General features: G+C 67.0%; 21 protein-coding genes. 6 read left to right on the top strand and 15 right to left on the bottom strand.

From position 1 onward, the window contains the following. The first annotated feature begins 171 nt into the window (after positions 1-171). Entirely contained in the window at positions 172-813 is a 642-nt protein-coding gene (locus AC5P8D_RS02565) for a hypothetical protein (RefSeq protein WP_495203042.1), read from the top strand. Positions 814-820: 7 nt separating this feature from the next. Here AC5P8D_RS02565 and AC5P8D_RS02560 read toward each other — a convergent pair whose 3' ends face one another. Next, a complete protein-coding gene (locus AC5P8D_RS02560; RefSeq protein WP_231298718.1) occupies positions 821-1,453 on the bottom strand; it encodes a hypothetical protein in 633 nt (210 codons plus the stop codon). Between the two features lie 104 nt (positions 1,454-1,557). Then, positions 1,558-4,284 (bottom strand): TonB-dependent receptor plug domain-containing protein, encoded by a 2,727-nt coding sequence (locus AC5P8D_RS02555; protein ID WP_049437754.1) that lies wholly within the window; start codon positions 4,282-4,284, stop codon positions 1,558-1,560. A 218-nt stretch (positions 4,285-4,502) separates the two neighbouring features. Between AC5P8D_RS02555 and AC5P8D_RS02550 the strand changes: the two genes are divergently transcribed. Next, complete coding sequence (locus tag AC5P8D_RS02550) at positions 4,503-5,102, top strand: GNAT family N-acetyltransferase (protein ID WP_049437756.1); 600 nt, start codon at positions 4,503-4,505, stop codon at positions 5,100-5,102. On the opposite strand, the gene AC5P8D_RS02545 is transcribed toward AC5P8D_RS02550, so the two are convergent. Both AC5P8D_RS02545 and AC5P8D_RS02540 read right to left on the bottom strand, forming a co-directional pair. Continuing rightward, complete coding sequence (locus AC5P8D_RS02545) at positions 5,099-5,872, bottom strand: CDP-diacylglycerol diphosphatase (RefSeq protein ID WP_217013565.1); 774 nt, start codon at positions 5,870-5,872, stop codon at positions 5,099-5,101. The two genes, AC5P8D_RS02550 and AC5P8D_RS02545, sit on opposite strands and share 4 nt — an antisense overlap. Before the next feature lie 68 nt (positions 5,873-5,940). After that, positions 5,941-6,597 (bottom strand): decarboxylase, encoded by a 657-nt coding sequence (locus AC5P8D_RS02540; RefSeq protein WP_495203041.1) that lies wholly within the window; start codon positions 6,595-6,597, stop codon positions 5,941-5,943. 171 nt (positions 6,598-6,768) lie between these two features. Here AC5P8D_RS02540 and AC5P8D_RS02535 point away from each other — a divergent pair, with 171 nt between their 5' ends. After that, a complete protein-coding gene (locus AC5P8D_RS02535) occupies positions 6,769-7,065 on the top strand; it encodes an I78 family peptidase inhibitor (protein ID WP_010485066.1) in 297 nt (98 codons plus the stop codon). A 96-nt stretch (positions 7,066-7,161) separates the two neighbouring features. Here AC5P8D_RS02535 and AC5P8D_RS02530 read toward each other — a convergent pair whose 3' ends face one another. From AC5P8D_RS02530 to AC5P8D_RS02500, 7 genes are all read right to left on the bottom strand, one after another. Then, complete coding sequence (locus AC5P8D_RS02530; protein ID WP_071305376.1) at positions 7,162-8,046, bottom strand: hypothetical protein; 885 nt, start codon at positions 8,044-8,046, stop codon at positions 7,162-7,164. A 111-nt stretch (positions 8,047-8,157) separates the two neighbouring features. Next, on the bottom strand, positions 8,158-9,858 hold the full coding sequence (dld, locus tag AC5P8D_RS02525) for a D-lactate dehydrogenase (protein WP_071305377.1): 1,701 nt from the start codon (positions 9,856-9,858) through the stop codon (positions 8,158-8,160). Further along, positions 9,855-10,994, bottom strand: a complete 1,140-nt coding sequence (lldD, locus tag AC5P8D_RS02520) for an FMN-dependent L-lactate dehydrogenase LldD (RefSeq protein ID WP_010485059.1) — start codon at positions 10,992-10,994, stop codon at positions 9,855-9,857. The genes dld and lldD overlap by 4 nt, the downstream gene beginning before the upstream one ends. 4 nt (positions 10,995-10,998) lie before the next feature. Beyond that, positions 10,999-11,763, bottom strand: coding sequence for a transcriptional regulator LldR (gene lldR / locus AC5P8D_RS02515; protein ID WP_012511377.1), 765 nt, complete (start codon positions 11,761-11,763; stop codon positions 10,999-11,001). Positions 11,764-11,816: 53 nt separating this feature from the next. Next, the gene (gene lldP / locus AC5P8D_RS02510; protein ID WP_495203040.1) at positions 11,817-13,475 is read right to left on the bottom strand and encodes an L-lactate permease; all 1,659 of its coding nucleotides are present in this window, start codon (positions 13,473-13,475) and stop codon (positions 11,817-11,819) included. Positions 13,476-13,699: 224 nt separating this feature from the next. Further along, positions 13,700-14,152 (bottom strand): MgtC/SapB family protein, encoded by a 453-nt coding sequence (locus AC5P8D_RS02505; protein ID WP_005410036.1) that lies wholly within the window; start codon positions 14,150-14,152, stop codon positions 13,700-13,702. A gap of 130 nt (positions 14,153-14,282) precedes the next feature. After that, positions 14,283-15,041 carry an SDR family NAD(P)-dependent oxidoreductase gene (locus AC5P8D_RS02500; protein ID WP_049452746.1) on the bottom strand — a complete coding sequence of 253 codons (759 nt, stop codon included), beginning with the start codon at positions 15,039-15,041 and terminating at the stop codon, positions 14,283-14,285. 445 nt (positions 15,042-15,486) lie between these two features. On the opposite strand from AC5P8D_RS02500, the gene AC5P8D_RS02495 reads away from it, so the two are divergent. Then, on the top strand, positions 15,487-16,440 hold the full coding sequence (locus AC5P8D_RS02495) for a helix-turn-helix transcriptional regulator (RefSeq protein ID WP_010485049.1): 954 nt from the start codon (positions 15,487-15,489) through the stop codon (positions 16,438-16,440). Between the two features lie 165 nt (positions 16,441-16,605). Here the strand turns inward: AC5P8D_RS02495 and AC5P8D_RS02490 are convergent, their stop codons facing one another. From AC5P8D_RS02490 to AC5P8D_RS02480, 3 genes are all read right to left on the bottom strand, one after another. Then, on the bottom strand, positions 16,606-18,516 hold the full coding sequence (locus AC5P8D_RS02490; RefSeq protein ID WP_019338311.1) for a CocE/NonD family hydrolase: 1,911 nt from the start codon (positions 18,514-18,516) through the stop codon (positions 16,606-16,608). Between the two features lie 222 nt (positions 18,517-18,738). Continuing rightward, entirely contained in the window at positions 18,739-19,125 is a 387-nt protein-coding gene (locus AC5P8D_RS02485; protein WP_049437771.1) for a DUF4440 domain-containing protein, read from the bottom strand. Beyond that, a complete protein-coding gene (locus AC5P8D_RS02480) occupies positions 19,122-20,483 on the bottom strand; it encodes an MFS transporter (RefSeq protein ID WP_495203039.1) in 1,362 nt (453 codons plus the stop codon). Before AC5P8D_RS02480 ends, AC5P8D_RS02485 begins: the two co-directional genes overlap by 4 nt. A 105-nt stretch (positions 20,484-20,588) precedes the next feature. On the opposite strand from AC5P8D_RS02480, the gene AC5P8D_RS02475 reads away from it, so the two are divergent. Continuing rightward, positions 20,589-21,494 (top strand): LysR family transcriptional regulator, encoded by a 906-nt coding sequence (locus AC5P8D_RS02475; RefSeq protein ID WP_019338314.1) that lies wholly within the window; start codon positions 20,589-20,591, stop codon positions 21,492-21,494. Between the two features lie 179 nt (positions 21,495-21,673). Here the strand turns inward: AC5P8D_RS02475 and AC5P8D_RS02470 are convergent, their stop codons facing one another. After that, complete coding sequence (locus AC5P8D_RS02470; protein ID WP_312717869.1) at positions 21,674-24,469, bottom strand: beta-glucosidase family protein; 2,796 nt, start codon at positions 24,467-24,469, stop codon at positions 21,674-21,676. Positions 24,470-24,806: 337 nt separating this feature from the next. Here AC5P8D_RS02470 and AC5P8D_RS02465 point away from each other — a divergent pair, with 337 nt between their 5' ends. Continuing rightward, positions 24,807-25,241: a VOC family protein gene (locus AC5P8D_RS02465; RefSeq protein WP_021204492.1), complete on the top strand. Its 435-nt coding sequence runs from the start codon at positions 24,807-24,809 to the stop codon at positions 25,239-25,241. Positions 25,242-25,290 lie beyond the last annotated feature (49 nt).

Raw genomic sequence — 25,290 nt, 5'->3', positions numbered from 1 at the left:
GAATGCCAAGACTGCCGCCATCGTGCGCCCCGCCGCCACCATCGGCCAACGAAATATCTGGATGGCACACATTCACCAGAACGATGACTACCCCTGCGACAACCGGTCGCAGCCACGCCGTGCACACCCCTGAACGGGTAACATGGGCGCCTGTTTCCGTTGTGATGCCGCATGGGCCCGTCCGACCGCCACGATCGTCTCCGCCGCTGGCAGGCCGCGTCCCTGCTTGCCGCCGCCCCGATCGCCAGCCTGTCCGCCACTGATGCAGCGGCCGCTGCGCCGCTGCAGTCGCCGCCGGGCCAGCAGCGCATCGCCCCGGCGGCACTGGTCGAGCGACTGCACCAGCGCGTGCTGTCCGGGCAGAGCGCCACCGCCACGCTGGAACACTGGTGCGCCGAGCATGGCCTGGCCGAACAGGCGCGGGTGCGCGCGGTGCGCATACACGGCCAGGACAAGCCTGCCCCCGCCGACGTGCTGCAGGCGCTGGGCGCGACGCCGGGTACCGAACTGCGCTATCGCCGCGTGCAGCTGGTCTGCGGCAGCCGCGTACTGTCCGAGGCCGACAACTGGTACCTGCCCGGCCACCTCAGCCCGGCCATGAACCAGGTGCTGGACAGCACCGACGAACCGTTCGGCCGCGTGGTCGGCCCGCTCGGTTTCCAGCGCCAGACCCTGACTGACCAGACGTTCTGGCCGCCGCGGGGTGAAGGCGATCACGGCGTGATCCTGGAGGTGCGTGCCTCGTTGCGCGACCGCCAGCAGCAGCCTTTCAGCTACGTCATCGAGTCGTACCTGGTACAGGCGCTGCCGTAGCGCGACGCTACTGACCCGTGATGGCGTTGGCGGCCGGGTCCACCGAGAACACGAAACGCCCACCGTGCTGGTCCCTGCCCCACGTCATCGGTGCCGTGGTCAGGCTGTAGACCGGCCTTGCCTTGTCCATGCCGATCGCCTCGGACCAGGCGCTGAAATCCTCATCGGTGCGGCTGCGGATCTCGCCGACACACAGGCTGTAGCCACACGCAAAAGACACCAGCGTGCCGTCGCTGCCGATGAGCCGGGTCGCGGCCGTCCTGTAGAGCCGGGTCAGGTCCTGCACTTCCGGGTGGCCCGCCGCATCCTGCTCGAACTGGCTGATCGCCTGCGCAAAGGCGTTGTCTGAGCCCAGGATCACGTCGCTCTTTTCCGCCGACAGTGCTCCTTCAGTCAACAGCAAGCGCTCGCCCTCGAGGAAGTGTCCCTCCGGATCCGCAGGCCCTTGCCCGGCCGTCGCACGCGTCGATGCCGTTGGCACGCGCGCTGATCCAGCATCGGTCACTGCGTTGGAAAGAGACGGCACGGGCGCGGCACTGGCCGCCTCCGCAGCATCGTCCACACTGGCCGCCTGCTTGCTGCTGCAACCGGCAATGGCCAGCACGGCAATCACACTCCACACTCTGGCATCCATGCGCATCATCCTCCGGGTATCGCCACAGCATGCCACGCGCGCAGCGGCAGCACCGGTGCACTGCACAAAGAAAAGCCCGGCAATGCCGGGCCTTTCGTTCGCCTGCCGGATCAACGGAACCGGTAATCCAGCTGCACCCAGTACTGGCGGCCGTACGGGTCGTAATTGCCGACCGGGTAGAACGGCCAGCCGCCTCCGTTCTTGTCCGCCGGCGGGCGGCTGTCGCGCAGGTTGTTGACGATCACGCCCACCGACAGGTTCTCGCCGAACTGGCGGAACACGCTGGCGTTGTACGTCATGTACGGCGCGATGCGGCCACTGCCATCGGTCTTCGGCAGCGAGCCGAAGCGGTTGCCGTACAGCGTGGTGGTCCAGTCACCCTGGTTCCAGGTGATGCTGCCGTTGGCCTTGCTGCGCCACTGGTAGTCATCCAGCGAATTGCGGATGTCACGCTCCGGATCATCGGAGAACTGCCGGTATTTGTGCTCCAGCACCACCGTGTAGGCCAGCCGCGTGGTGAAGCGGCCATAACGGCCGGCATCGAAACGCCAGTTGCCCTTCAGGTCCAGGCCACGCACCGATTCGGAGGCGGCGTTGATCGGATTGATCAGCACACGGGTCACCTGGTCCGGCTGCACGGTTGCGTTGGACGGGTTGCGGATCACCCGCGACAGCGCGTCCTGGCACAGCGGTGAACCGATATCGCGCGCTTCGCCGCCCAGCGTGCGGCCCAGGCGGCAATCGGCCTCGTCACGCAGGATGCGGCTGGTATCGAGGCTGGTCACCTCGTTGTCGATGCGGATGTCGTAGTAGTCGGCACTGAAATCCAGGCCAGACAGCGGCGACCAGACCACGCCGAAGCCATAGGACTTGGCCGATTCCGGCTGCAGCTGCGCATTGGCGCGGTTGCTGTAGTCGATCGACAGGCCGTTGTAGTCACAGTTGTCGTACGACTGGCCTGCGGTGCGGCAGCGCCAGTAGTCGGTCATGCCCGGGTTGTAACCGCGCGTCTCCGTCGCGAACACATAGTTCATGTCCGGCGCCCGGAAACTGGTCGCCGCCGTACCACGGATCAGCAGGCTCTCGATCGGACGGAACTCGACGCCAAAGCTCCAGGTCGCCTTGCCGATGTGCTCGCCACCCGCACGGTACTGGTCGTAACGGCCGGCCAGCGTGGTGGTCAGCGACTGCAGCAGCGGCAACTGCAGCTCCACACCTGCGGCGTAGCGGTCACGCTCGCCACCGGCGCCGACGCCTGCACTGGTGTTCCAGAACTCGCCGGTTCCCAGGCGCGGGTCCGGGCGGTTGCGGTAGCCCTGGCTGCCGGCTTCGACCACCGCTGCCAATGCAGCGTCGCCACCGGGCAGCGCGAACAGGCGGCCGTTGACGCTGGCGCTGAAGGTCTGCAGCCATGCCGCATTGCGGCTTTCCTGGTAGTCGGACAGGCCCTCGTATTCGTTCGGGGTCAATGGCTTGAACAGGCGTGCCGGGTCCGGCGCATAGACCTCAACGCCATTGCGTACGCCCAGCTTCGGACCAAGCAGGTATTCGTTGATGCCGGCCAGCAGCACCGGGCGGCGGGTGCGGTTCTCGTAACGCGAGCGGCTGTAGACCGCCTCATAGTCCCAGCCACTGTCACCGATCTGACCACGTGCGCCGACGTTGAACGACCACGAGTTTTCCAGGAAGCGGTTGGCATTGCGCGGCAGGCCGCCGATTTCCTCCGGCGCGAAGCGGCGGTACCAGCTTTCCAGATTGCCGGTGGTCTGGTTGTAGAAGTAGTTGCGCGCCGAGGTCCAGGTCGGCGCACGCGTGTTGTTGTAGATGCGCGCGCTGCCCACGGCGACATCGGCGAACAGATCGGTGGTCTCGTTGACGTGGAAGGTCAGCAGGCCATAGCCATTGAGGTTGCGCTTCTGGGTCTGCACGGTCCAGTAACTGGCTGCGGCCTCATTGCTGCCGCAGTACCAGCCCTGGCGCGGGTTGTTGGCGCGGAACACGCTCCCGCCATAGATGTCCGACGCTGCGTCGCAGCCGTTGACGCCCGGATCGATGTTGCGGCCGGTGGCAGCATTGCGGCGATAGGCGATCGCGGTCGCCTGCGGCGCCTTGCCGGCCGGGTCATCATCCAGCGAATCCATGAAGTCGCGCTGGCGCGCATGGATCGCCTTGCGCACATCGAACTCGAAGCCGAACAGCGCATCCCAACGCTCGCCGGAACTACCCCCGACCACCTGCGCGCGCTGGTTGTCACCACCGCCCTGCTGGGTGCCACCGGCGCGCACGTTCACGTCCACACCCTCAAAGCGGTCCTTGAGAATGATGTTGACCACACCGGCGATGGCATCGGAGCCATACACCGCCGACGCACCGGCCGCCAGGACCTCGATGCGCTCGATCAGCGCACTGGGAATGTTGGCCAGGTTGACCACGTTCACCGAGCCCTCGTAGGCCAGCGGGTAGTCGGCCTGGCGGCGGCCGTTGACCAGCACCAGCGTGCGGTTCGGGCCCAGCCCGCGCAGGTTGATGGTGTTGGCGGCCGGGGTGAAGGTATTGCCGAAGTCCTCGCCCTGCACGTTGCCGGTGTTCTCGGTCAGCGCGCTCAGCGCATCGAAGGCATTGCGGTAGCCCTGTGCATCGATCTGCTCCCGGCTGATCACCGTCACCGGCGAGGGCCCCTCGACACTGGCGCGCGGAATACGCGAGCCGGTGACCTTCACTTCCTGCAATGTGGTGGGTGCGCTTTCCTGCGCGAAAGCCGGCAGTGAGACCAGCATCAGGGACGACAGTGCGAGCACCAGCGGACGCGGGCGCGGCGCCTTGTGGGAGGCGGACATGGGCTTCCTGGGGAGTTTGGCGGGTGGTGGTACGGGACAGCGGCCTGTGCGGCACATAACGATCCCGTAACGAAAGTGTCCTGAATGGGGGGTTTCAACGGAAATGACCAGGCCTGATGGCCTTATGCCTGAACCGAATCAGACCCGCAGTGCCATCCGCCACACTTTTGCAACGTTTTGAATGGTGTGGCGCCGCGGGCACGGCCATCGTCCCGGGGATGATGACCCCGTATCCCACCTCCCCCCTTCCCCCGTTGCGCCCGGTGCTGCGCCGTCACCTGCTGCAGCTGCAGTCCGCACCGGTCACCCTGCGCCCCTTCCAGCGTACCGACCTGCCGCGCTGGCGCCTGTTCGATGACCGCCGTCGGCGCGGCCGCCGTCACCCCGGCGACATCGACGAGGAAGCACGCTTTCTCGCCCACATGCATCGCTCGCGCCTGGAGCAGGACAACGATCAGCTGCTGCTGGGAGTGTTCGACGACGAACACGGCACGGTGCTGGATCAGCTGCATATCCGCCTGCAGTCGCTGCACGCGCGCAGTGCCGAGTTGCTGTCGCTGCAGCACTGGCACCCGCATACCGACGCGGCGCTACGGGCGCTGTGCCCGTTCCTGTTCGAGGATGTCGGCCTGCATCGCCTGTTCGTGATGCTGCCACCGGACTGCAATGACCCGTTCGCCACTGCGCTGCACGCCTTCGGCTTCGAGCAGGAAGGCCTGCTGCGCGACCATCATCTGGACCTGGAGGGCTGGCAGGATCGCCAGCTGCTGGCGCTGACCGCACCGGTCTGGCGAAGCCGCCAGCAGCCCCAGGGTTAGCGGACCCGCTCCAGCGAGTCGCCTGCGCCGGTCAACACCGAGCAGGCGTGGTCCTGCAGCTCTTCAGCGCTGGCCTCGTTGCCGGTGCCGGCGTCCACACGGGTCGCCAGCAGAATGAAGCCCGGGCCGCCCTGCACTGCGTCCCGGCCGGCCACGACCAGGCTCCACTGGCCCACATCATCCACGCCCGCGAGGTCATAGGCCAGCAGATTGAGCGGATTGGCGGTCAGTTCCGCGCCCGGCAGCAGGCGGGCCTGGTACTGATGGCCGCGCAGCAGCACCGGCAACGGTGCCCAGCGGCTGCCCAGGGCGGCAGCATGCGTGTCCAGCGCCTGCAGCACGTCGGCACGCAGGCAATCCACATGGATATGCAACTGGTGCTGTGACCGGCCGTGCGGCGAGTTCAACGCCAGGCTGGCGACGTTGCGCGGCAGCGGTTGCCGCAAGGCCTGTTCGGTGTGGCTGCGCGCCTGCCAGGCTGCAGCGAAGTAGTTCGGTGCACCACGCTGGTACAGGCGGCGGTTCTCGATACCGCTGACCTTGTCCAGCGGCATCAGCAGGAACTGGTAGTCGCCGTGCGCGTCCTTGACCAGCACATCGCGGCGATCCGCGGCCGTCTCCACGCGCAGGCAGTCGCCGCGTGGACCTTCGGCGCCCCGGCAGTCACGTTCGATCAATCGCCATAACGCGTCGGAATGGGCCGGCGGCGGCGCGCTGGCACAGGCGGACAACAACAGCAGGGACGGCAGCAGGAAGGGGCGAAAGGACACGGAAACGACTCACGGAGCAGGCACGGCAGACAGCGCCGTGCTGCATTCTAGCCAGTGCGAAGCTGCAATCAGTAGGTGCCGAACGGCACTTCAACCACGATCGGTGCCTCGCCCTCACCCGCCTGCAGGCTGTAGCGATCCAGCGCGCCGTCGTCATCGGCGTGCGGCTGGCGCTGGAAATGCAGCCGGTAGCGGGTGTCCCCCAGGCGCACGGCGCTGCCGTCCGCATCCAGCGCGGCACCTTCCGGAATCAGCAGCCCACCCAGGTCGCTGTAGGCGCCAGGTACATCGGCGAAGCTGTAGTCGGCCAGCTCGTCCACCCGCTGCATCGCATAGACGTGCGGCACATAGGGACGTGCCGGGCTGCGGCCATTGCTCAGGTCGGTCACCCAGGCCTGCGGCAGGTGGTACTGCTCGCGCAGCGCGGCCACGCCCAGCGAGGGGCTGGCCACCTGCAGGCAGCACACCGCGCGCTTGCCCTCACGATCGAGGATGGCGAATCGGTCACCGCGGGTGGCCGCCTGCGGCAGCATGGCAAACGCCAGATTGCGCTGCGCAGGCGCGTAGCCCGCTTCAGTCTGCAGGTTGCGCCAGGCGCCGAATACCGGGGATTCGACCGGCACGGGTTCCGGATCGGCAGCGCAGGCGGCAAACGCCACGCCCAGCAACGACAACGCCAGCGCCGTCATCGTCTTGTCCTTGCCGCGGAAACTGCCTGCCGTCATACCCTATCCAACATCTGCGCCGGAAAGGCCCGGCCTGCCCGCTGGCGTACTGCCAGCCATTCCTCCCACTATGCAATGACCACGCTGTGCCGGCAATGACCGGGGCGCTGACGCCTTTCGCACGCTCGGTGCTATCGTTCCCGCCATCTTCCCCTGCGCAGGAGCGCTCGCATGTCCGCATTCCGTCTGTCCCTGTTGCTGCCGGCCTCTGCCCTGCTGCTGTCGGCCTGCGTCAGCACCCCTGGCCCGGAAGTCAAAGGCAGCGGCCGTTGTGACGCCAGCCAGCTGGGCTGGGCGATCGGCCAGCCGGCCAATGAGCCCAACATCCGCCGCCTGTCCCGCGAGAGTGGTGCCGGCCTGGTCAACCCGATCGGCCCCAGCACCATCACCACCAAGGACATCCGCCAGGACCGCCTGCGCGTGTTCGTGGACAAGGACAACGTCATCACCGCCACCCGCTGCGAGTAAGCGCCGCCTCAGTTTTTGTAGAGCCGAGCCCACGCTCGGCTGCTCTGCGGCCGGGCCACGCGAGAACCCGAGTCGAGCATGGCTCGACTCTACACTTCAGGGTTCGGTATAGCCGGCGCAGTCCGGCAGCGCCTGGTCCGGGTGGAACATGCCCTCGCGGAAGTGGAACAACCGCGTATAGGTGCACGCCGGATCCTGCTCGGTGCGCAGGTCTTTCTTCTTCAGCGGCCCCTTGGCCAGCGAATCCTCGAAGCGCGAAACACCGGCCGGGAACCGGGTCGCCACGGTCTGGTAGCGCAGCACGGGCATGCCCTGCCCTGCTGGATCCAGCGCCAGCTTCGCCGAAAAGCTGTATTCGTCGTGGCAGGCGCCTGCACGCTGCTTGCTGTCCTGCTCGCTGAAACAGGCGCGGATCATCGCATTGCCCAGCCATGGCACGGTCAGCACGTCGTCGTCCACCTGGATGTCGTCCTGCAGGTGGCGCACGCGTGCCAACTGCAGCGTGGACGCATCGGCACCGCCACCGGAGTACATGGTGCTGAACGTGACGATGCCGCCCACCAGCACATTCTGGCGGGTGCGCTGCTGCGGGTCGGTCACTGTTTCATCGCTGCCCATGCCCGGGGCCAGGCGCACGATCCACGGCCACAGCGACAGCTCGCTTTCCCGCGGCACGTCGATGCTGACGTGGTAGGTGTGCGGCTTGCCTTGGCCCGGCCCCTTCTCAAGCACTTCAAGCAGGGTGGGCCGGTCCCCCTCCTCGGCCACCGGCTGCACGCGCACGCACCAGTTGCTGTCCCGCGTGCAGTCATAAAGCCCCGACGGTCCAGTCTCACTCGCGATCAGTACCTGTCCCAGCGGCTCCATCACGTTGCCGGCGGCATCGCGCTGCTGCGGCAGGATCGCGCTCTGGGCCAGCGCCAGCAGCGGGATCGCCAGCAATGCAGTGCACAGGGTGGCGCGGGCGGCAGCGGTGGGCATGGACGACTCCTGCGGTTGGGCCTCCGATGGTAACTGCTGCCCGGGCGGCGTCGAGCCCTGCTCGACTGCTTCTCACCACAAACACCAGCCAAGCGCCGGCTCGGCTCTACATCATCCGCAGTCGCAGCCACCCCACCCCTTGGCCTTCGAGGTCTGGCCGATACCGGGATTGAACGTATTGCTCGGATCCAGCTGCTTGTAGAACCCGGCCAGCGCCGGCTTGGCCGGGTACAGGTGGCCGACGTTGTGCTCAGCCGGATACTCGGCGCCGCGCTGGTCCAGCAGTGCCCACATCGCGTGCTCGATCTCCATCGGGTCTTCGCCCTTGCGCGCGATGTAGTCCTGGTGGAACACGTGGCACAGGAAGTGTCCGTAATACAGCTTGTGCAGCAGGCGGCCGTCGATATCGGCCGGCAACTGCTCGAACCAGTCGGCATCATCTCGGCGCAGGGCAATGTCCAGCGCCACGATGTCCTGCACCTGGTCACGACGCACTTCGCGGTAGCGCACCGCGGCACCGGCCACGGCGAAGCGATGCAGGAACGCCTTGCGCCCCTCCTCCGCCGTGCAGTGGAAATAGCCACCTTCGTGGCCAGTGAAGAAGTCGCGCAGCCAGGCCTCGGTTTCTGCTGCGTCCTGCGCGGAGACCTTCAGCAACAGATGATGCTCATAACGCTGGCGGAACTCGCCCATGCGCTTGGGCAGGTGCGAAGGCAGCAGGTCCGTCAGCACCTGCATCACACGGTCGGTCACGCCGCGCAGGCCCAATCGCTCGAACCAGCCATCGACACGGCTCTTCAACGCGAACGCGGCGGGCACGCGGGAAGTGCCAAGGCGGTCGATCAGCAGGAAGCTGTCCTTGCCGTAGCGTTCGCCGATGTCATAGGCATCACGGTGGATGTACTCACCAGCAATCGGCAGCCGCTCGAAGCCGGTCAGCAGCTGGCGACGGATCGCGGTCAGGCTGTCGGTGCGGTTGCTACCGATGTAGAAGACCTCGGCGGCCTCCTTCTCGAAGGTGTCCAGGCGCACCGCGAACACCGCCAGCTTGCCGGCCGAACCCGCGGCTTCGTAGTGGCGGCTGGGATCGGCGTTGAAACGTGCCGGGGTATCGGCATCGACCTTGCGTACTTCCTCGGCATAGCGTGGATCGGAAGCCGCACGGCCGTCGCCATTGCCGACATCCGCCGCGCTGTAGTCGCCCACCTGCAGGCGCTGCAGGATCTGCTCGGGCGTATCACCCAGCGCGATGCCCAGATGATTGACCAGCTGCAACCGGCCCTGCGCGTCGACCTGCGCGTACAGTGCCAGTTCGGTATAGGCCGGGCCACGGCGCACCAGCGCGCCGCCGGAGTTGTTGCAGATGCCGCCCAGCACCGACGCACCGATGCAGGACGAGCCGATCACCGAATGTGGTTCGCGGCCGAGCGGTGCCAGCGTCTGCTCCAGCCGGTCCAGCGTGGCGCCGGGCAGGCACAACACCTGGCGGCCTTCGTTCAACAGCTGGATACCGGTCAGGCGCAGCGTGCTGACCAGCACGATCGGCCTCCCGTAGTCGTTGCCATCCGGGGTCGAGCCACCGGTCAGGCCGGTATTGGCCGCCTGCAGGATGATCGCCGCCCCACCCTGCACCGCTGCCTGCAGCACGCGCCACAGTTCCAGCAGCGTACCCGGGCGCACTACGGCCAGCACCGGGCCGTCGCCGAAACGATAGCCACGGCGGAAGCGGCGCGTGGCCTTGTCGCCGGTCAGTACATGGCGGTTGCCGACCGCGTCGCGCAACTGCGCCAGCACGGCATCGTGGCCACTCATGGCAGGCTGACCAGCGAATCGCGGCCGATGTCGGCGATGCGGCGCGCGCCGGTCAGTGTCATCGCCACGCGCATTTCCTTGGCGATCAGGTCCAGCAGGTTGGCCACGCCGGCCTCGCCCTGGGCGGCGAGCGCATAGACGAAGGCACGGCCCAGCAGCACGGTGTCGGCGCCCAATGCCAGCATGCGCACCACGTCCAGGCCGGTGCGGATGCCCGAATCGGCGAGGATCTTCAGATCACCCTGCACGGCATCGGCAATCGCCGGCAGTGCGCGCGCGGTGGACAGCACGCCGTCCAGCTGGCGGCCACCGTGATTGGAGACCACGATGCCATCGGCACCGAACTTCACCGCGTCACGCGCATCATCCGGGTCGAGGATGCCCTTGATCACCATCGGCCCCTTCCAGAACTCGCGGATCCATTCCAGGTCCTTCCATGAAATGGACGGATCGAAGTTGCTGCCCAGCCAGCCGATGTAGTCCTCCAGCCCGGTCGGGTTGCCGCGGTAGGTGGAGATGTTGCCCAGGTCATGCGGGCGCCCGAACAGACCCACGTCCCACGCCCAGTGCGGATGGGTGATGGCCTGGCCGATGCGGCGCAGCGAGGCGTTCGGGCCGCTCATGCCGGAGTGTGCATCGCGGTAGCGCGCACCCGGCACCGGCATGTCCACGGTGAACACCAGCGTGGTCACGCCCGCGGCCTGTGCCCGCTCCAGCGCATTGCGCATGAAGCCGCGGTCGCGCAGCACATACAGCTGGAACCACATCGGCCGCTGGATGGCCGGTGCCACTTCCTCGATCGGGCACACCGATACGGTGGACAGGGTGAACGGGATGCCGCGGCTGTCGGCCGCGCGCGCCGCCTGTACCTCACCGCGCCGGGCATACATGCCGGTCAGGCCGACCGGCGCCAGCGCCACCGGCATTGCCAGCTTTTCGCCGAACAGCTCGGTTTCCAGGCTCAGGTCGGACATGTTGCGCAGGATGCGCTGGCGCAGCGCGATGTCGGACAGGTCGGAAACGTTGCGCTTCAGCGTGTGCTCGGCATACGCGCCGCCATCGATGTAGTGGAACAGGAACGGCGGCAGCCGGCGTTGCGCTGCGGCACGGTAATCGGTGGAGGCGGAGATGATCATGGGGTCAACCGTGTGGGGAAGGTAGACGCGAGGCCCGCGCACGCCGGGCTTCGTTGTCATCGAGGGTGCGCAGCGTGGTGTGCACGAACTCGAGGTGGGCATGCGCGGCGGCGCGCGCGCGTTCCGGGTCGCCAGCCAGCACCGCATCCATCATCTCGCGGTGCTGGTCGGACAGCGGCGAGAAGGTCCTCGCCGAGGTGTAGAGCTTCTCGCGGCTCTGCGAGATGTTGGTCTGCAGCAGCTCGAACAGGCCGCGCATCACCTGCAGCAGCACCAGGTTGTGCGAGGCCTCGGCGATGGACAGGTGGAAGGCCGCGTCGGCCTCGGCCTCGCCGGTGGGGTCGTCCTTGCCGTGCGCATCCATCATGGTCTGGAACGCCTGCGCGATGCGCGCGCGGTCCTCGTCGGTGGCGCGCAATGCAGCATGCCAGGCGGTGGCGCCTTCCAGTGCGTGGCGGATCTCCAGCACGTCGAAGCGGTATTCCGGGTCGCCCTGGAACAGCGGCAGGTACGGCGCCAGCGGTTCATCCAGCGCCTGCCGCGCGCGCGCCGCCGGTTCGGCCACGTAGGTGCCGCCACCGACGCGTGCGGTCAGCAGGCCCTGGCTGGCCAGCTGCGCAATGGCCTCGCGCAAGGCCGTGCGCGAGACCCCCAGCTGCACCGCGAGGGTGCGCTCTGCCGGCAGCCGGTCACCCGGCTGCAGCCGTTGTTCCTGCACCAGGCCGCGCAGCTGCGCCGCCACCTTGTCCGAAATACGTTGCGTGCTCATGGCGCCATTGTGGCCCGAAGCGCGCAGCGGGTGGTCGGCCAACCGTGCATGGCTCAGGGAATCATCCAGGTCAGCCAGTAGGCCTGGGCCAGGGTGATCAGGCCGACCATCGTGGTGAAGATCAGGCTGTGCTTGACCGTGAAACGGAACAGATCCGATTCCTTGCCGGCCAGGCCGACCGCTGCGCAGGCAATGGCGATCGACTGCGGCGAGATCATCTTGCCGGTGACACCGCCGGTGGTGTTGGCCGCCACCAGCAGCACGTCGGACACGCCGATCTGCTGTGCGGTGGTGGCCTGCAGCGCCGAGAACAGCGCATTGGACGAGGTATCCGAACCGGTCAGGAACACGCCCAGCCAGCCCAGGAACGGCGAGAAGAACGGGAACGCGTCGCCGGTGTGCGCCAATGCCAGCGCCAGCGTTGCCGACAGGCCCGAGTAGTTGGCGATGAAGGCGAAGGCCAGCACCATGCCGATCGAGTAGATCGGCATGCGCAGCTCACGCACGGTTTCGCCGAAGGTGTGCAGCGCCGACCGCGCCGGCATGCGCAACGCGATGATCGCGATCACCGCAGCGAGGATGATCGAGGTACCGGTGGCTGAGAACCAGTCGAACTTGTAGACGGCTTCGTAGCTCAACGGTGCATCCACGATCGGCGGCATCTTCTGCACCATCTGGTCCAGGCCGGGCACCGGAATCTTCAGCACCCAGCTTTCCAGCGGGCCGCCCGCCGCGAACAGCAACTTGAACGGCTTGATGCTCCACAGCGTGACCATCGCAGTGAGGATCAGGAACGGTGACCACGCCTTGGCGATCTGGCCGACGCTGTAGCGCGGCGCCTCCAGTGCCTGTGCGGCCGCCTCGGCGCTGGTTTCGGTATCGAAGCGGAAGATCCGCACCGGCTTCCAGCGGCGCAGGAACAGGGTCAGGCACACCAGCGACGCCAGCGACGCGGTGATGTCCGGCAGTTCCGGGCCGATGAAATTGGAGGTGAGGTACTGTGCGATAGCGAACGAGCCACCCGCGACCAGCACCGCCGGCCAGGTTTCCTTGATGCCACGCCAGCCATCCATGATCGCCATGATCCAGAACAGCACGATGATGGTCAGGAACGGCAGCTGGCGGCCGGCCATCTGGCCGATCTCGAATGCATCCAGGCCGGTGACCTGCCCGGCCACGATGATCGGAATGCCCATTGCACCGAACGCCACCGGCGCGGTGTTGACGATCAGGCACAGGCCGGCGGCATACAGCGGCTTGAAGCCCAGCCCGACCAGCAGTGCCGCGGTGATCGCCACCGGCGCACCGAAACCCGCCGCGCCCTCCAGGAAGGCACCGAAGGCGAAGCCGACCATCAGCATCTGCAGGCGCTGATCCTCGGTGACCGAGAGGATCGAGGCGCGGATGATGTCGAACTGCCCGGTCTTGACCGAGACCTTGTAGAGGAATACGGCACCGATGATGATCCAGGCGATCGGCCACAGCCCATAGACGAAGCCGAAGCCGGCCGCGCCAAGCGCCTGGCTCAGCGGCATGCCGTAGAACAGCAGGGCCACGCCGAGTGCGATGGCCACGGTGATCGTGCCGGCCAGCCAGCCCCTCATGCGCAGCACGGCCAGGGCAATGAAAAAGAACGCGATCGGCAGCAGCGCGATCAGGCTGGACAACCACAGGTTGCCGGCGGGGTCGTACAGGTGTTGCCAGGGCTGCATGAAGACTCTCGACTGGATGCGGAAGGTGCCCCACCGCAGGCGGTGGGTCGCCGTGACTGTCGATTATTGGTCGTACCAATAAAGATTTCGATCAGACCACTTGCAGCGGATTTAACCGCCACTCCGACGACGAGCCTATTAGACCATAGCGCTAGATGCCATATTGGTCCGACCATTCAGGCCGCCATGGTAGTGCCGGCCGCTGGCCGGCAACTCGAGATTCCTTACGAGATCCGTTTCTCCAACCGCCGCATCACCGCCAGCACCAGCACGCACAGCACGCTGACGCCGATCGCAATCACGTATTTACCGATGCCCACGGCGATGCCAATGGCCGCCGCCATGATCAGTGAGCTTGCGGTAGTCAATCCGCTGACCTGGTCCTCGCGTGACCCACGCAGGATGGTGCCGGCGGCAACGAAGCCAACACAGGCCACCACCGCTTCGATCAGACGGACCGGGTCGACCTGCAGCAGGTCGCGATAGCGCTCCTGCTGGAAATGCTCAGCCACCGAGTCGCCGAGGCCGACAATCAGTGCGGCGGCACCGGCGATCAGCATGTGCGTGCGCAGGCCGGCTGCGTGCTTGCCCATCTCGCGCTCGACGCCGAGCACGCCGCCGAACAACATGGCTGCGGCCACGCGCAGCAGGATCGAGACATCCTGGGTGAGTTCCATGGGAGAGGCTCCGGGATTTTCCCGGAGCGTCGCGCGGCAGCCGTGGCACAACGGTGAAGGCCGCACCACAGCCCGTTCACCCGGCAGCGCCGGGCCCTGCCCGGCATCACCGTCGCCTGCGATTACCGCATCATTGCGCCAGATAGCCACCATCGATGGCGTAGTACGCGCCGGTCGCGAACGAGGCATCGTCGCTGGCCAGCCAGGCCACCAGCGCCGCAACTTCCTCGGCCGTGCCCAGCCGCTTCAATGCATGGCGGCCTTCCAGCGTGGCGCGCACCTTCGGGTCCATCTTCTCCAGCAGCGGTGTGCTGATGAAGCCCGGGCCGACCGCGTTGACACGGATGCCGTCGGCCGCATGTTCCCAAGCGGCGGTCTGGGTCAGCCCAACCACGCCGTGCTTGGCCGCCACGTACGCAGTGGAACCGGCATAGCCCACCTGGCCCAGGATCGAGGCCATGTTGATGATGCTGCCGCCGGTTCCAGCGGCTCGCATCGCCTGGATCTGCGCACGCTGGCACAGGAACACGCTGGTGAGGTTGACGTCGATAACCCGCTGCCAGCCATCGATCGGATAGTCACCGCTGCTGGCAGCCGGCCCGCCGATACCGGCGTTGTTGACCGCCACATGCAGGCCGTCGAGTTCCTTGATCGTGCGCTGCACTGCCGCCTCCACCGCAGCGTCGTCGGTGACGTCCAGCGCGATGCCGATGGCCTGTGCACCCGCATCCCGCAACTGCGCCACGGTGGCATCGACCGCATCCTGCTTCAGATCCCAGACCGAGATCCGCGCGCCGGACGCCGCCAGGGTCTGCGCCACGGCCAGGCCGATACCGGACACGCCGCCGGTCACGATCGCGGTCTTGCCGGTGAGCTGGTAGTCAATCATCTGCGTTCTCCATCAGTGGGGGTATCGAAGTGGCCTGCAACAGGCAACCGCCCCACCCTACGCGCGCGCCCGTGATGATCTGGCTGACATCGCGTCCACGGGTGATCGTTCCAGCCATGAAACCTCAACTCAAGTTGATGTATGGAGTTGCGTACGGATATGCATGCAAAACGCTGGCGTATGTTCGGCGGCATTTTCACTTTGGCCGTAATCGTCAATCGTTTTGACCATATTGAAATCAAAAGCGCGAGAATCGAGGCGACAATGGGAAACGTTTCCAGTTTCTCCGACACATTCAATTCAACCTGGTGTTCTCCCACCATCCAGAGTGCCCATGCCACTGCTTCCCGGCATGTCTCACGGGTAACGACCGGATCTGCATCTGCGTTGCAGAGCGCGTGGGCGAGGTAATGCCAGCGTCCACCTCCAAAGCACGTGCCGAGCGATGTCCCGATATTTCACTTTTGCTGATTACCGCCGTTTCGGCCACCGCCATGGCTTCGATTACCGCGCCGACCCGGAACACCTGCGCGACGACCAGTGGGCCGGCCATGGCGAGGTCAACGAGCAGTTCCTGCGCGGCGGCATGAGCCTGATCGCCTCCGACGTCCATAATCGCTTTCCTTATGTGGCGACCGCCCATCAGAGTCCCGGCCTGGCCATCCGCGTGATGCTGCAGGGCCAGGTCGATGTGCGCATTCCGCGACGCGCTGGTTTCACCCTGCGCGCTGGCACGGCGATGACCGCGCACCACCGCGAACAGGTCGAGATGACGGGTGCGCATCCCGGCGAAACGCGCATGCGCGGCGTCAGCGTGATGGTGCCCGGCCAGATCGATCCGGACCTGTTCCATCTGCCGCAGCTGGAAACCGCGCTCAACACCCACCTGGAATGCCGCCACTGGGCCATTCCGCATACCCTGCTGCCAGTGCTGGGCCAGCTGTTCGACAGCCCATGGGAGGACGGCATCGACGCCTTGTGGCGCGAAGGCGTCGCACTGCAGCTGCTGGCCGTTGGCCTGAAGGCCGAGGATCTGCAGACCGACCATGTACGAACGCTGCGCGCGGGCCAGCGCGAGCGGCTGGAGCGTGTGCGCGCCTACCTGCACGACGATCCCAGCCATGCCCACAGTCTGATCGAACTGGCCCAGTTGGCCTGCATGAGCCCGAGCTCGCTGCGCCGTCATTTCGCCCAGCAGTACGGCTGCTCGGTATTCGACTACCTGCACGAGCAGCGCATGCGCCACGCCGAACAGGGGCTGCGCGAAGACGGATGGACGGTTGAGCAGGCAGCCGCCGCCAGTGGTTACCGCCACCCCAGCAACTTCGCCGCTGCATTCCGCAAACGTTTCGGCCTGGTACCCAGCCGCTGGCGCACGGGCCCCTCGAAGGTGGGCTGAAGGCTGGTGCCCTGATAGGTGCCGACCTTAGTCGACACGCTCCCGTGCCATCGCGGAGGCCGGCCAGCGGCCGGCACTACCAACGCCGCCGGGCATGGCCCGGCGCTACCGACACCGCACATCCCCGGGTAGCGCCGGGCCATGCCCGGCGTCACCCTGGCCGCTTCAATACACCGGCAGATCGATGTAGCTCGCCTGTGCCGCGCTGTGCCAGACCCGCTGCGTGGCCTTCTGGTAATCGCCCGGCTTGGCCAGGTAGATGTTCGGCACATAGGTCTGCGGGTTGCGGTCGTACAGCGGGAACAGGCTGGACTGCACCTGCACCATCACCCGGTGCCCCTTCTGGAAGGTGTGGTTGGCGTTGGGCAGATCGAAGCGGTACGGCAGCACTTCGTTGGCCGCCAGCGGCTTCGGATCACTGAAGCTCTCGCGGTAGCGGCCACGGAAGATCGCCAGCGACACCGGCAACTCATAGCCCCCCATCTCCGGCGTGGACGCTTCCTGGTCCGGATACACATCGATCAACTTCACCACCCAGTCGCTGTCGGTGCCACTGGTCGAGGCCTGCAGATGCACCACCGGTGCGCCGCCGATGCGCAGCGGCGCGGCCAGCGGTTCGGTGATGAAGGTCAGCACGTCCGGGCGACCATCGACGAAGCGCTGGTCCTTGACCAGCCAGGTGGTCCACATGTCGCGGTCACCGAAACGTACCGGGCGCGGCACGAACGGCACCGGCTTGGCCGGATCGGACACATACTCCTCGAAGTCGCCCTCGCCCGCCGCCGGCGCCTGGAACGCCAGCTTGCCGCCGGCGCGCAGGAACAGCGGCTTGCTGCTGGCGGCACAGCCCTTGTCGCAGCTGCGCGGCCAACCCTTCAGGCGATCCCAGTGGTTCTCACCGGTGTTGTAGATCAGCACCGGCGGCGTGTCCGCCTTCGGCGCACCGTCCACCAGGTACTGGTCGAAGAACGGCTTGAGTACATCACGGCGGAACTGCAGCGCGGTATCGCCATCGAACTTCAGCGCACCCAGTTCGCTGCCGCTGTAGTTCACCTGGCTGTGCCGCCACGGGCCCATCACCAGGTAGTTGCGGTTGTTGCCGCTGTCGCGCCCTTCCATCGCCTGGTAGGCATGATTGGCACCCCACATGTCCTCTTGGTCCCACAGGCCCTGCAGCCACATGGTCGGCACCTTCAGCGGTGTTTTCGCCATCACCGCGTCCAGCGCCTGGCCCTGCCAGAAGCCGTCATAGGCCGGATGCTCGACCAGCTTCTTCCACCAGGTCAGCTGGTCCACGCCGGTGAAGCGCGCGTAGTCGCCGGCCGAACCGATGCGCAGGAACGTGCTGTAGTCGTCGTAGCCGAGGCTGGGGAGCGGCGTGCCCTTGCCGCGCTTCTCGGTCTGCATCGCGAAATAGTTGAAGTTGACCTGGCGGAACGCACCGTAATTGAGCCAGTCGTCGCCCATCCAGCCATCGACCATCGGGCTCTGCGGCGCAGCCACCTTCAGTGCCGGATGCGGGTCGGTCAGCGCCATCACCACGGTGAAGCCCTCGTACGACGAGCCAAGCATGCCGACCTTGCCATTGCTCTCCGGCACATTCTTGACCAGCCAGTCGATGGTGTCCCAGGCATCGGTGGAGTGGTCCACCTTGGTATTGTTCAACGGCCCGCGCAGCGGCCGGGTCATCACGTAATCGCCTTCGGAGCCGTACTTGCCACGGATATCCTGGAACACGCGGATGTAACCGCCGTCGACGAACACCTCGTCGCCCTGCGGCAGCAGGTCGCGCATGCGCGGTGAATCACTGCGGCTGGCGCGGCCAGCGGCATCGTAAGGAGTGCGGGTCAGCAGGATCGGCGCATTGCGGGCGCCCTTGGGCACCACGATCACCGTATACAGCTTGGTGCCGTCACGCATCGGCACCATCACCACGCGCTTGTCGTAGTCACGACCGACATCGGGGGCAACGAAGGGCTTGCCGCTGATGTCCGGGGTCATCGGCGGGGTATCGGCGGCCAGCACGGTGCTGGACAGGCAAAGGGCAATGGCTACAGCGACGGCACGCACACGCATGGACAACCCCTCCCGGCAGGAAAGCCTCAAGCCTACTCCTGCCCCGAGCCGTGAAGTGTGTGCGGGCTTTGCATTCTGCGGTGGATGCAGGCAGGACTGATGGCACATGTGCTGCCCGACGGGCACGCATCCATCTGGCCGTTGTAGAGCCGAGCCCACGCTCGGCTGGGGCCACCGCAACCTCCCCGAAGAGCAGCCGAGCCTGGGCTCGGCTCTACAACATCAGGCTGCCGTTACTTCATGCAACGCCAGCCAACGCCAACGGCCGTCTTCCTGCCGCAGCACGGCCAGTGCTTCACGCCAGGCCATCCCACCTTCAGCAACGCCCTGCCCTTCACGGTAGCGCAGCATCGCCAACGGTGCCGGCACCGCAATGAACTGCAGGGCATCGATTTCGATACGCAAGCCCGGGCGGGCACCATGGCCGCCAGCGAACATGCTGGCCAGGGCTTCGCGGTCCAGGCGCTGCCCGGCAATACCGACCATGCTGAAGTCGGTGCAGAAATGATCCATCAGCGCATCCAGCGTACTGGCGGCTGCTTCCGCACGGAACCAGGCCTGCAGCTTGGCGATCAGATCATGGAACTCGTTCTCTGCGGTCATCGTCATTGCATTGTCTCGGGTTGGGAAAGAGAGATCGATTGCGGCCGACGCAGCAATACCATCGGCAGCAGAGTCAGTACGGCGGCCAGCCCCAGCGCCACGCGCGTGGCGTTTGCCGGCAGCCATTGCATGGCCAATGCCAGCAGCAGCGCAATGGCGGCGGTACCGAGGCAGAAGCTGAGCTGACGGTTGAGGTTCCAGAGGGCACTGGCATCGCCCAGCGCCTCGCCCTCCACGCCGTGGAAGGCCAGCGTCTGCGCCGTGCTGCTGCACAGGCTGCCGCCCGCCCCCATCAGCGCGAACAACAGCGCGGCCAACGCGAAGGCCGGCTGCGGCAGCAGCGCCATCAACAGCAGGCCGCTGGCCTGCAGCAGCATGCCCGTACGCAGTACCGTGGCCGGGCCGAAGCGAGCCAGCAGGCGCTTGCTGGCCGTGATCGCAATGGCCGAGGCCAACGCCCACGGCAGCATCAGCGCGCCGATGCGCGCAGCACTGTAGCCGGCCTGGTGCAGCTGCAGGGTACTGACCAGCTGGCTACCGATGAACACACCGGGCACTGCCAGGTAGACCAGCATCGCCAGCCGCAGCCCACGATGCGACAGCAACGACCAGCGCAGGAGGGGCTGCGCCTGCCGACGCGCATGCCGCAGGTGGGCCACCGCCAGCAGCAGTGCGACCAGCAACAACACGGCACCTGCGCCGCGGTGTCCGGACTCACCCAGCCAGGTCAGCGCCAGCAGCAGCGCGCCCAGCGCCAGCATCGCGGTGGACAGCGCATAGGCCTGCAGCCGCGGCGCACTGCGCACGCCATCGGCCGGCATCCATGCCAGCACAAGCGCGATCGCCACCACCGCCAAGGGCAGGCTGGCCCAGAGCACGCCGCGCCAGGCCAACCACTGCACCAACAACCCGCCCAACGCGGGCGCCAGTGCCGGTACCAGCAACGCCACCAGCAGGATGCGCCGGGTCAGTGCACCTCGCTGATCCGCCGTGCATTGCCGGTACGCCGCGGCCTGCGCGACCGGAATCAGCAGGCCACCGGCCAGCCCCTGCAGCAGGCGCCAGCCGAGCAGCCAGCCGATACCCGGCGCTGCGCCAGCCAGCACAGCGGCAACCGCGAACAACAGCAACGCCACCAGCAGCAAGCGACGCTCGCCGCAGCGCGCAGCCAGCCAGGGCGCCAACGGAATCACCACGCTCAGGCCCAGCATGTAGGCGGTGCCGACCCAGGCCAGGGTGCTGATATCAGCGTGCAGTTCCGCCGCCAAGGCCGGATAGGCCACCGTGGCGATGAACATGTTGACCAGATCCAGGGCGAACACCAGCAGGAAGATCGCCTCATGGCGCAGGCGGGGGGACGGCATCGGCGGCGCTCCAGCAGAGAAGCGGCCAGCATGCCGTGCGGGCCTTGTTGGAAAAACACGACGACAGCTGCAACACTGTCAAATCTGTTTTGACAATAGATCGCCATGGTCAGCCTCGATCGCTTCGATATCTTCCGCGCCGTGGTCGAGGCCGGCAGCCTGACCGCCGCCGCCGACCGCCTGGGCCTCAGCCGCGCGGTGGTCAGCTTCAACCTGAAGCGGCTGGAACAGGAGCTGGGCGTGACCCTGCTGCTGCGCAGTACCCGGCACCTGGCCCTGACCGAGGCTGGCGAGCAGTTCCTGCAGCACTGCGTGCAGGCGCTGGACGCCGCCCAGGCGGCGATCGATGCCGCGCGCCGCGACCAGCACCAGCTGCAGGGCGTACTGCGCCTGACCACCACGCCGGAGTACGCCCAGCTCCGCTTGATTCCTGCGTTGGAGGCGTTCCGTGCGCGGCACCCGGCCCTGCAGCTGCACCTGTCGACCTCACCGGCACCGGCCGACCTGATTCCCGAACGCTTCGACCTGGCGATCCGCCTCGGCCGCCTGCCGGACTCTGGGCTGCATGCCAGCGAACTGGAACGCCATCCACTGTGCGCGGTGGCGGCTCCCTCCCTGCTGGCACGCCTGCCCTCTGCCGATGCTGCCGATGACCCCGTGCAGCTGGGTTCCCTGCCCCGCCTGGGCTACCCGCGTCTGGCCGATGTGCCGGTGGTGGCACCGGATGGCAGCGACGCCCTGTTTGCCACCAACCCGGGCAATGCGGTCGTGCGCGTAGATGGCGCCAGCAGCCTGCGCACCTTCGCCGTGGCCGGTGCCGGCGTCACCGTGCTGCCACGCTGGCTGATCGAGGACGATCTGGCCCTGGGTCGGCTGCGACCGGTACTGCGCCAGCACCGCTTCCCGCAGCAGAGCGTGTACGCGGTCTACCCGCACAGCACGCAGCCCTCGCCAAAGGTGCGTCAGCTGATCGATTTCCTGCGCGGGTGGTTTGGCAGCGCGCCCGGGTGATGACGGCGTCCGCCGGGCGCGGCGTTCTGGAGCCGAGCCCACGCTCGGCTCCGTTCTACAACAGCCGAGCATGGGCTCGGCGCTACAGTAGATATCCGGTAGCGCCGGGCCGTGCCCGGCGAGCGCAGCGGCAATCTACAAACAAACACGGCCCCTTCCGGGGCCGTGTCTTCAAGGCATCAGCGCAGCACCTGCTCCACCAGCTGCACGTCCACCGTCTGCAGCGGCTCGGCGGCATTGCGCGACAGCTGCACCTGGTAGGTGCCGCCGTCGATCTTCCACTGGCGCGCCTGTGCATCGTAGTGGGCCAGGGTCTTCGGCTCGGCTTCGATGCGGATGCGGCGCTGTTCGCCCGGCTGCAGGGTCACCTTGTCATAGCCGATCAGGCGGATCGGCGTGGTGCTGCCGGCCGGCAGCTTCAGGTACAGCTGGGCCACGTCGGCACCGGCGCGCTTGCCGGTGTTGCGAATGTCCACGCTGGCGACCAGGCGCGAGCCTTCCACACTCACCTTGAGGTTTTCATAGGCGAACGAGGTGTAGGACAGGCCATGACCGAACGCGAAGGTGGGCTTCAGGCCCTTGGCCGCCATCCACTTGTAACCGACGTTGGCACCTTCGATATCGAAATCGAACACATCACCGAACGGCTTGGCCGGCTTGAAGCCGAGGCCGTCGATGTGCGGGCGCGGCAGCTGCGATTCGTCCACCACCCAGGTCACCGGCAGGCGGCCGGACGGATTGACCTGGCCGGTCAACAGCGCGGCAATGCCTTCGCCACCGCGGATGCCCGGGTACCAGGCCTGCAGCATCGCCGGCACCTGCGCCAGCCATGGCGTGCGCACCGGGCCATTGGTTTCCAGCACCAGCACGGTCTTCGGGTTGGCCTTGGCCACCGCCGAGATCAGCGCGTCCTGGTTGTCCGGCAACTGCATGTCCGGCAGATCCACCGATTCGGCGGCCCACTGGGTGGCGAACACGATGGCGACGTCGGCCTGCGCGGCAGCCCTGGCCGCGGCGGCGGCGTTGGTGCCGTCCACGTACTCGATGGTCGCGTCCGGACGCGCTGCGCGCAGCGATTCCAGCGGCGAGGACGGGTGGAAGATCACCGGGCCCGGCCAGGTGGTCGGCAGCACGCCCGGCACCGCATTGGTGCCCTTGGCGGTCACGCCCACCATCGACGAACCACCGCCACCGATCACGCCCTTGTCGGCGTGGCCACCGATGATGACGATGCGCTTCACCGTGTCGGCCAGCGGCAGCAGGTTGCCTTCATTGCGCAGCAGCACGCTGCCCTCTTCCACCGTGCGCTGGGCGACGGCGAAGCCGGCCTCGGCATCGACCTTCTGGTGCTGCGGCGGGTTGTCGAAGTTGCCATGCAGGAACATCGTGCGCAGGATGCGCGCGACCATGTCATTCAGGCGCGCCTGCGGCACCACGCCGCCATGCACGGCCAGGCGCAGCGGCTCATCGAAGAACACCGCCGCGTCGAACACTTCGCCGGCCGACTGCTGGTCCAGGCCGGCCAGCGCCGCCTTCGAACCGCTGTGCACGCCACCCCAGTCGGACATCACGAAACCGGGGAACTTCCATTCCTGCTTCAGCACCTGGTTCATCAGGTAGCCGTTCTCGCAGCCGTAGGTGCCGTTGATCTTGTTGTACGAGCACATCGCCACGCCCGGGCGGCCGGCTTCCAGCGCGATCTCGAAGGCCAGGAGGTCCGACTCGTGCATGGCCTGTTCGCCAATGCGCACGTCGTGGAAGTTGCGGCGGGTCTCCATGTCGTTCAGCGCGAAGTGCTTCATCGAGGAGATCACGTGCTGGCTCTGCACGCCCTGGATCAGCGCGCCGACCATCGAACCGGCCAGCAGCGGATCTTCACCGGCATATTCGAAGTTGCGGCCATTGCGCGGATCACGCTGCAGGTTGACGCTGCCCGACAGCAGGATGTTGAAGCGCTGCTGCCATGCCTCGCGGCCCATGGTCGCGCCACCCGCGAAGGCGACCTGCCGGTTCCAGCTCGATGCGGTGGATGGGCCCGATGGCATCGCCGTGGCGAAATCACCGGGGCGGATGCCGCCCGGATTGGTCACGCCGACGCCGGCATCGGCCGACTGCTGCGACGGAATGCCCAGGCGCGCCACGCCCGGCACGAAACCGGCCGAACCGACCGCGCCTTCCGGCAACGGGCCACCGTCCTTGCCCAGCCCGAAGTAGCTGTGCAGCATCTGGAACTTCTCATCCTCGGTCATCGCCTTCAGCAGCAGCGCAGCGCGCGCATCGGCGTTGAGGGCGGTGTCCATCCACGGCCTGTCGCCATGTTTGTCGGCGGCATAGGCCAGGGTCAGCAGGGTGGCGCGCAGGGTGTTGCCTTCCAGCTTGAACGGCGCACTGCTGGCGGCCTGGAAACCATCGCTGAAATAGCTGGCATCGGCTTCCAGGGCGACACGCGCCGGATCGAAGCCGGCGGCCTTGGCCGATTCACCGGCCACCGCACCGAGCAGCACCGCCGGTGCACCCAGCCGCGAACGGGTGACCAGCGCTGGCAGCTGCGCGGCACCTGCACCGGCATCGGTATAGACCGCCACCGTGTGGCGGCCATCGTCCAGGCGCAGGTAGCTCAGGCCCGGCTGGTCCGGGCCGGATTCAGCGGCGATCGGCAGCCGGGTCAGCACGGCCTGGCCGCGCTGGATCTGGCCATCGTCCCTGCCGGCGGCGATGAAGCGGTACTCGTAGCCCAGGCCATCGGCCAGCACCTGCAGCGGATCGACCTGGCCGATGCCGCGCTGCACCTGGCGCACGCTCACCGCGTCCACCTGCAGGGTCTTCAGCTGGGCGGCCAGGGCCGGCATCGTCTCGGCGGTCGGGGCCTGTTCCAGGGTCAGCACGGTGAACGCGGCGGGGTCAGCCCAGGCCGGGGCGGCCAGTGCGACAGACAGGGCCAGGGACAGTGCAAGCGGCTTTGTAAACGTTTTCATCGGCAGGCGTAATTCCGTTGCCAAGGCAATCGGTCCAGGGAAAGTGCCGCCGAAGGGTGCAGCGTTCATGCCGCGCAGGGGTTGCCAGGCAACGTCCCGCAGGCCGAAGGACGGGCCGGTCTGCGCCTGGGACCCTCCTCCCGGCGTGACAACCTGCCTGTCCGGGCCGCGCAGGGCGACCCAATCATGTGAAGATTGTGCGAGGGCGTTCACACCTGTCAACAGGACCTAAGTCACAGGGGCAACCCGGCCAGTGGTTATCAGGCCATCACCGGCGGTCATCAGTGCGCCGCGCGGGGCTGCCGATAATGGAGATCCCTGGCCACGAACCGAGCCCATGACCGTCCACCGCGACTTCGACCATCTCTGGCGTGACCGCTGCGATACGTCCAGCCAGCGCGCGCCGCGCGTGTTGATCCGGGTGTTCGTGGCCCCGGGTGAGCTGGAGCGCAGCGTGGCCTTCTATGAGCAGTTGCAGGGTGTGGTGGCCGATGCGGGGTTCCCGTTTCCGGAGGCAGGGCTGCGCCTGGCCATGGTCGGCGCCTTCCTGCTGATCGAGGGCAGCGAGGCGGCACTGGCACCGTTCACCTCGACCACGGGGACGCTGCTGGTCGATGACGTCCGGCCCTATCACGACAAATTGGTCGCCGCTGGCGCCGAGATCATCTTTCCGCTGCAGGTAGTCCCGACCGGGGCGGCGTTCAATGCGGTGCATCCCGATGGCACCGTGGTCGAGTACGTGCATCACCGGCCCGACCCGCACGGGCGCTGAGGGTGCGCACGGCCGGGCTGCGCACGGCACCCGCGGTAGTGCCGGCCGC

The sequence above is a fragment of the Stenotrophomonas sp. YJH_SMC_101-4 genome (assembly GCF_059370395.1).
This window is presented reverse-complemented; position numbering and strand designations above follow the sequence as displayed.